This window comes from Streptomyces sp. OfavH-34-F (genome assembly GCF_022347745.1).
GTDB lineage: Bacteria > Actinomycetota > Actinomycetes > Streptomycetales > Streptomycetaceae > Streptomyces.
This window is the reverse complement of sequence record NZ_JAKRGC010000405.1, coordinates 1-4,769: the sequence shown is the minus strand read 5'-3', so window position 1 is coordinate 4,769 and position 4,769 is coordinate 1. Positions and strand designations below refer to the sequence as shown.

Annotated in this window: 4 protein-coding genes and 1 pseudogene; 4 read left to right on the top strand and 1 reads right to left on the bottom strand. The window is 73.7% G+C overall.

The annotated features are described in order from the left end of the window. The 4 genes from MHW47_RS32050 to MHW47_RS32035 all read left to right on the top strand — a co-directional run. Positions 1–2,198: S41 family peptidase (locus tag MHW47_RS32050; RefSeq protein ID WP_239227368.1), on the top strand; the 2,198-nt coding region annotated here is incomplete at its 5' end. Between the two features lie 107 nt (positions 2,199–2,305). Further along, positions 2,306–2,665 (top strand): histidine triad nucleotide-binding protein, encoded by a 360-nt coding sequence (locus tag MHW47_RS32045; RefSeq protein ID WP_239227367.1) that lies wholly within the window; start codon positions 2,306–2,308, stop codon positions 2,663–2,665. Beyond that, entirely contained in the window at positions 2,665–3,573 is a 909-nt protein-coding gene (locus tag MHW47_RS32040; protein WP_239227369.1) for a ribonuclease Z, read from the top strand. Before MHW47_RS32045 ends, MHW47_RS32040 begins: the two co-directional genes overlap by 1 nt. Positions 3,574–3,628: 55 nt before the next feature. Then, positions 3,629–4,621: an adenosine deaminase gene (locus MHW47_RS32035; RefSeq protein WP_239227366.1), complete on the top strand. Its 993-nt coding sequence runs from the start codon at positions 3,629–3,631 to the stop codon at positions 4,619–4,621. Here the strand turns inward: MHW47_RS32035 and MHW47_RS32030 are convergent. Beyond that, a pseudogene (locus MHW47_RS32030) lies at positions 4,585–4,769 on the bottom strand (MFS transporter); the annotation flags it as partial. The gene MHW47_RS32035 and the pseudogene MHW47_RS32030 overlap by 37 nt on opposite strands.

Here is a 4,769-nt window from a genome sequence, read left to right as displayed (position 1 = left end):
CCGGTGACCAGGGCGCACACCTCGCTCGTCGCCCCGAGCTGGAGCTGGTGGAACCGGTGCGCCACGGCGCTCGCCCCCGTCACCACCTCGACCAGGTCGGGGCCGGCCGGCTCGGCCGCGTCCTGGACCTCGCCCCCGCCCCGGACGGCAGCCGGTTCGCCGTCGCCACCCACGACGGGCGGGTGCTCGTCGTGGAGCGGGAGAGCGGCGAACTCCACGAGGTGGACCGCAGCGAGGACGGCGACGCCTCCGGTCTCGCCTGGTCGCCCGACTCCGCCTGGCTCGCCTGGTCGCACCCCGGCCCCGAGCCGCTGAGCCAGCTCAAGCTCGCCCACATCGCCGACCTCGCGGTCCACGAGGCCACCCCGCTGCGGTTCCGGGACTTCGCGCCCGCCTTCACCGCGGACGGCAAGCACCTCGCCTTCCTGTCCGAGCGCGCCTTCGACCCCATCTACGACGCGCACGTCTTCGACATGGCGTTCATCGGCTCCTGCCGGCCGCACCTGCTGACGCTCGCGGCGACCACCCCGTCCCCGTTCGGCCCGCAGCTGCACGGCAGGCCCACGGAGAAGGAGAAGGGCGGCGACGGCGAGGACAACCCCACCGCGCTGCCCATCACCCGCATCGACCTGGACGGCCTCGCCGACCGGATCGTGCCCCTTCCCGTCGAGGCCGCCGTCTACTCCTCGCTGCGGGCCGCGCGCGACGGACTGCTCTGGCTGCGCCACCCGCTCACCGGGGTCCTCGGCACCAGCGGCGCCGGACCGGACGCGCGCCGCCCCGACACCGTCCTGGAGCGCTACGACCTGGAGAAGCTGCGCTGCGAGGAACTCTCCTCCGACGTCGGCCGTTTCGAGGTCAGCGGGGACGGGAAGCGGCTCGCGATCGTCAGCCACGGCAAGCTGTCCGTCGTCCCCTCCGACAGCCGGGTGCCCGCCGGTGACGACGACCACGACGACGCCGTGACCGTCGACCTCTCCCGTATCCGCCGCATTCTCGATCCGGCCGCCGAGTGGCGCCAGATGTACGACGAGGCCGGGCGCATCATGCGGGACAACTTCTGGCGCTCCGACATGGGCGGCGTCGACTGGGATGGCGTCCTGGACCGCTACCGCCCGGTGCTGGAACGCGTCGCGACCCACGACGACCTCATCGACCTGCTCTGGGAGGTCCAGGGCGAGCTGGGCACCTCGCACGCCTACGTGACCCCGCCCGGCGGGTGGCGCGACGAGGCCGCCCGGCAGGGGCTGCTCGGTGCCGACCTGTCCCGCGCGGAGGACGGCACCTGGCGCGTCGACCGCGTGCTGCCCTCGGAGACCTCGGACCCGGCGGCCCGCTCGCCGCTCGCCGCGCCCGGCGTCGCCGTGCGGGCCGGGGACGCGATCGTGGCCGTGGACGGGCAGCCCGTCGACGCGCTGACCGGGCCCGCGCCGCTGCTCACCGGCTCGGCCGGCAAGCCCGTCGAGCTGACCGTCGTCCCGGCGGGCGGGGGCGACCGGCGCCATGTCGTCGTCGTGCCCGTCGCCGACGAGGAGGCCCTGCGCTACCACGCGTGGGTCGCCGACCGGCGGGCGTACGTGCACGAGCGGTCCGGCGGCCGGCTCGGCTACCTTCACGTCCCGGACATGGTCGGCTCCGGCTGGGCCCAGGTCCACCGCGACCTGCGCACCGAGATGGCGCGCGAGGGCCTGGTCGTGGACGTCCGGGAGAACCGGGGCGGCCACACCTCGCAGCTCGTCGTGGAGAAGCTGGCCCGCCGCATCGTCGGCTGGGACCAGCCGCGCGGCATGCGCCCCGCCAGCTACCCGGGCGACGCGCCGCGCGGACCCGTGGTGGCCGTCGCGAACGAGTTCTCCGGCTCCGACGGCGACATCGTGAACGCCGCGATCAAGGCACTGAAGATCGGCCCCGTGGTCGGCGTACGCACCTGGGGCGGCGTCATCGGCGTCGACAACCGCTACCGGCTCGTGGACGGCACGCGGGTCACCCAGCCGAAGTACGCGTTCTGGCTGGAGGGTTACGGGTGGGGCGTCGAGAACTACGGCGTCGACCCGGACGTGGAGGTCGTGATGACCCCGCGCGACCACGCGGAGGGCCGCGACCCGCAGCTGGACGAGGCGGTGCGGATCGGGCTGGAGTCGCTGGAGCGGGTGCCGGCGAAGGTGCCGCCGGCGGTGCCGGAGGTCTCGGGGCGCTGAGGTGAGGCGGGCGGAGGGCGGGGCGGGACTTCTCCGCCCCGCCCTCCGCCCGCCCCGGATAGGCTGTGCGCGACGGATCATCCGAGACCCAAGGAGCGCGCAAGCAAATGGCAGGAGAACCCCAACCCGACTGCCTGTTCTGCAAGATCGTCTCGGGCGAGATCCCGGCCACCATCGTCCGTGAGACCGAGACGACCGTCGCCTTCCGCGACATCAACCCGCAGGCACCCACCCACGTCCTCGTCATCCCCCGGCTCCACCACCCCGACGCCGCCTCGCTGGGCGCCGCCGAACCGCAGGTCCTCGCCGACGTGCTGTGCGAGGCGGGCAACGTCGCCGCGGACGAGAAGATCGACGCGACCGGTTACCGGGTCGTGTTCAACACCGGGGCCGGGGCGGGCCAGACCGTCTTCCACGCCCACGCCCACGTACTGGGCGGACGCGGTCTGGAATGGCCGCCCGGATAATGTCCGCACGCGAACTCGTCGTGCTCGGGACCGCCAGCCAGGTCCCGACACGGCACCGCAACCACAACGGCTATCTGCTGCGCTGGGACGGCGAGGGCATCCTCTTCGACCCCGGCGAGGGCACCCAGCGCCAGATGCTGCGGGCCGGGGTCGCCGCGCACGACATCGACCGGATCTGCGTCACGCACTTCCACGGCGACCACTCGCTGGGCCTGGCCGGGGTGATCCAGCGGATCAACCTCGACCAGGTCCCGCACCCGGTGACCGCCCACTACCCGGCGAGCGGGCAGCACTTCTTCGACCGGCTGCGGTACGCCACCGCCTACCGCGAGACCGTGAAGCTGACCGAGGCCCCGGTCGCCGCCGACGGACCGCTGGCCACCACCGCCGCGTACACGCTCGACACCCGCCGGCTGTCGCACCCCGTCGAGTCCTTCGGCTACCGGCTCACCGAGCCGGACGGGCGGCGGATGCTGCCCGCGAAGCTCGCCGAACACGGCATCGCCGGACCGGACGTCGGACGCCTCCAGCGCGAGGGCGCCCTCGGCGGCGTCACCCTCGACGACGTCTCCGAGCACCGGCGCGGACAGCGGTTCGCGTTCGTCATGGACACCAGGCTCTGCGACGGCGTCCACGCCCTCGCCGAGGGCTGCGACCTGCTGGTCATCGAGTCCACGTTCCTCGAACCGGACCGCGCCCTGGCCGCCGACCACGGCCACCTGACCGCCGCGCAGGCAGCCGGCGTCGCGCGCGAGGCGGGCGTACGGCACCTCGTCCTCACGCACTTCTCGCAGCGCTACCCGGAGCCCGAGGCCTTCGAGGCCGAGGCCAGGGCCGCCGGGTACGAGGGCGAACTGACGGTCGCCCGCGACCTGATGCGCATCCCGGTCCCGCGCCGCCACCCGTAACACCCGCCACACCCAGCCCCCCACCCCCGAGCACCACCCGTGAGCGAGAACCACCATGCACCTCCCCAAAGCGGAACTCCACCTCCACATCGAGGGAACCCTCGAACCGGAACTGGCCTTCGCACTCGCCGCGCGCAACGGCGTGACCCTGCCGTTCGCGGACACCGAGGCCCTGCGCACCGCGTACCTCTTCGAGGACCTGCAGAGCTTCCTCGACCTCTACTACGCGCTGATGGCGGTGCTGCGGACGGCGGACGACTTCACCGAACTCGCCGACGCGTACCTGGCCCGCGCCGCCGCCCAGGGGGTGCGCCACGCCGAGATCTTCTTCGACCCACAGGCCCACACCGCGCGCGGTGTCCCCCTCGCCGCCGTCGTCGAAGGGCTCGGACGGGCGCTGGAGCGCAGCGAGGAGAAGCACGGGATCTCCACCCAGCTGATCATGTGCTTCCTGCGCGACCGGTCCGCCGAATCGGCCCTGGAGACCCTGGAGGCCGCCCGGCCGCACCTGCACCGGATCAGCGCCGTCGGCCTGGACTCCGCCGAGGTCGGCCACCCGCCCGCCAAGTTCCGCGAGGTGTACGAGCGGGCCGGGGAACTCGGGCTGCGCAAGGTCGCCCACGCGGGGGAGGAGGGCCCGCCCTCCTACATCCGCGAGGCGCTCGACGAACTGGGCGTGGAGCGGATCGACCACGGGCTGCGCTGCATGGAGGACCCGGATCTGGTGAAGCGGCTGGTCGCCGAGCGCGTCCCGCTCACGCTGTGCCCGCTGTCCAACGTACGGCTGCGCGCGATCGACACGCTGGAGCAGCACCCGCTGCCCGCCATGCTGGAGGCCGGGCTGCTGTGCACGGTCAACTCCGACGACCCCGCCTACTTCGGCGGGTACGTCGGGGACACCTTCCACGCCGTCCACGAGGCGCTCGGCCTGGACCGCGAACAGCTGCGCACGCTGGCCCGCAACTCCTTCCGGGCGGCCTTCCTCGACCACGACGAGGAGCGCAGGGCGCGCTACCTGTCGGAGGTCGAGGAGTACGCGTTCGACTGACCGCCGCCCGCCGGGCCGGCCGTGCGGAACGCGCTCCGGGCCGGCCGCCTGCGGCGCAGCACCGGGTTGCTGATCTCCGTGACGGCCTGCTCCGGCGCGCCCACCTTGGGCACGGCGCCCGGCACCGCGCCGGTGGTGACGGCGAGCA

What these genes read in the sequence shown, in the direction of transcription:
- MHW47_RS32045 (WP_239227367.1), top strand. Translation starts at nt 2,306, where the DNA reads ATGGCAGGAGAACCCCAACCCGACTGCCTGTTCTGCAAGATCGTCTCG.
- MHW47_RS32035 (WP_239227366.1), top strand. Translation starts at nt 3,629, where the DNA reads ATGCACCTCCCCAAAGCGGAACTCCACCTCCACATCGAGGGAACCCTC.
- MHW47_RS32040 (WP_239227369.1), top strand. Translation starts at nt 2,665, where the DNA reads ATGTCCGCACGCGAACTCGTCGTGCTCGGGACCGCCAGCCAGGTCCCG.